The following is a 615-nucleotide window of genomic DNA, read 5'->3' on the forward strand; positions in this document are numbered from 1 at the left end:
AAAAATGAAAAAAACAGTATTAGCTTCAACATTAGCAGTAGGATTAGGTGTAACAGGATTCGCAGCAGGTAACTCAGCTGACGCAGCAGAACAAGATGTAGATAAAGCAGAATTAGCAAACTTAGCTCAATCTAACCCAGAACAATTAAATGCAGCACCAGTACAAGAAGGTTCATATAGTTATAACTTTAATTACAATGGTTTAAACTATAACTTTGAATCAAATGGACAAACTTGGTCTTGGAGTTATGGTGAAGGTTCAAGCGCTAACGCTTCAACAGTTGAACAACCACAACAAGCACAAACTCAAACTGAGCAACCAGCTCAACAAGCTGCTCCACAAACTGAACAAACACAACAACCACAACAAGAAGCAACTACAAAAGCTTCAACTCAATCATCAAGCTCAAATGAAGCTTCAAGTGGTTCTTCAGTAAATGTTAATTCACATTTACAAGCAATCGCTCAACGTGAATCAGGCGGCGACTTAAAAGCTGTTAACCCATCATCAGGTGCAGCAGGTAAATACCAATTCTTACAAAGTACTTGGGACTCAGTAGCACCAGCTGAATATAAAGGTGTATCTCCAACAGAAGCACCAGAATCAGTACAAGA

1 protein-coding gene is annotated in these 615 nt (G+C 38.9%); it reads left to right on the top strand.

Annotated features, from left to right (window positions below):
* Window positions 1–4 precede the first annotated feature (4 nt).
* A partial coding sequence (locus CD032_RS07260; protein WP_103211341.1) for a transglycosylase family protein occupies window positions 5–615 on the top strand: 611 nt, incomplete at its 3' end.

The sequence above is a fragment of the Staphylococcus cohnii subsp. cohnii genome (assembly GCF_002902365.1).
Lineage (GTDB): Bacteria > Bacillota > Bacilli > Staphylococcales > Staphylococcaceae > Staphylococcus > Staphylococcus cohnii.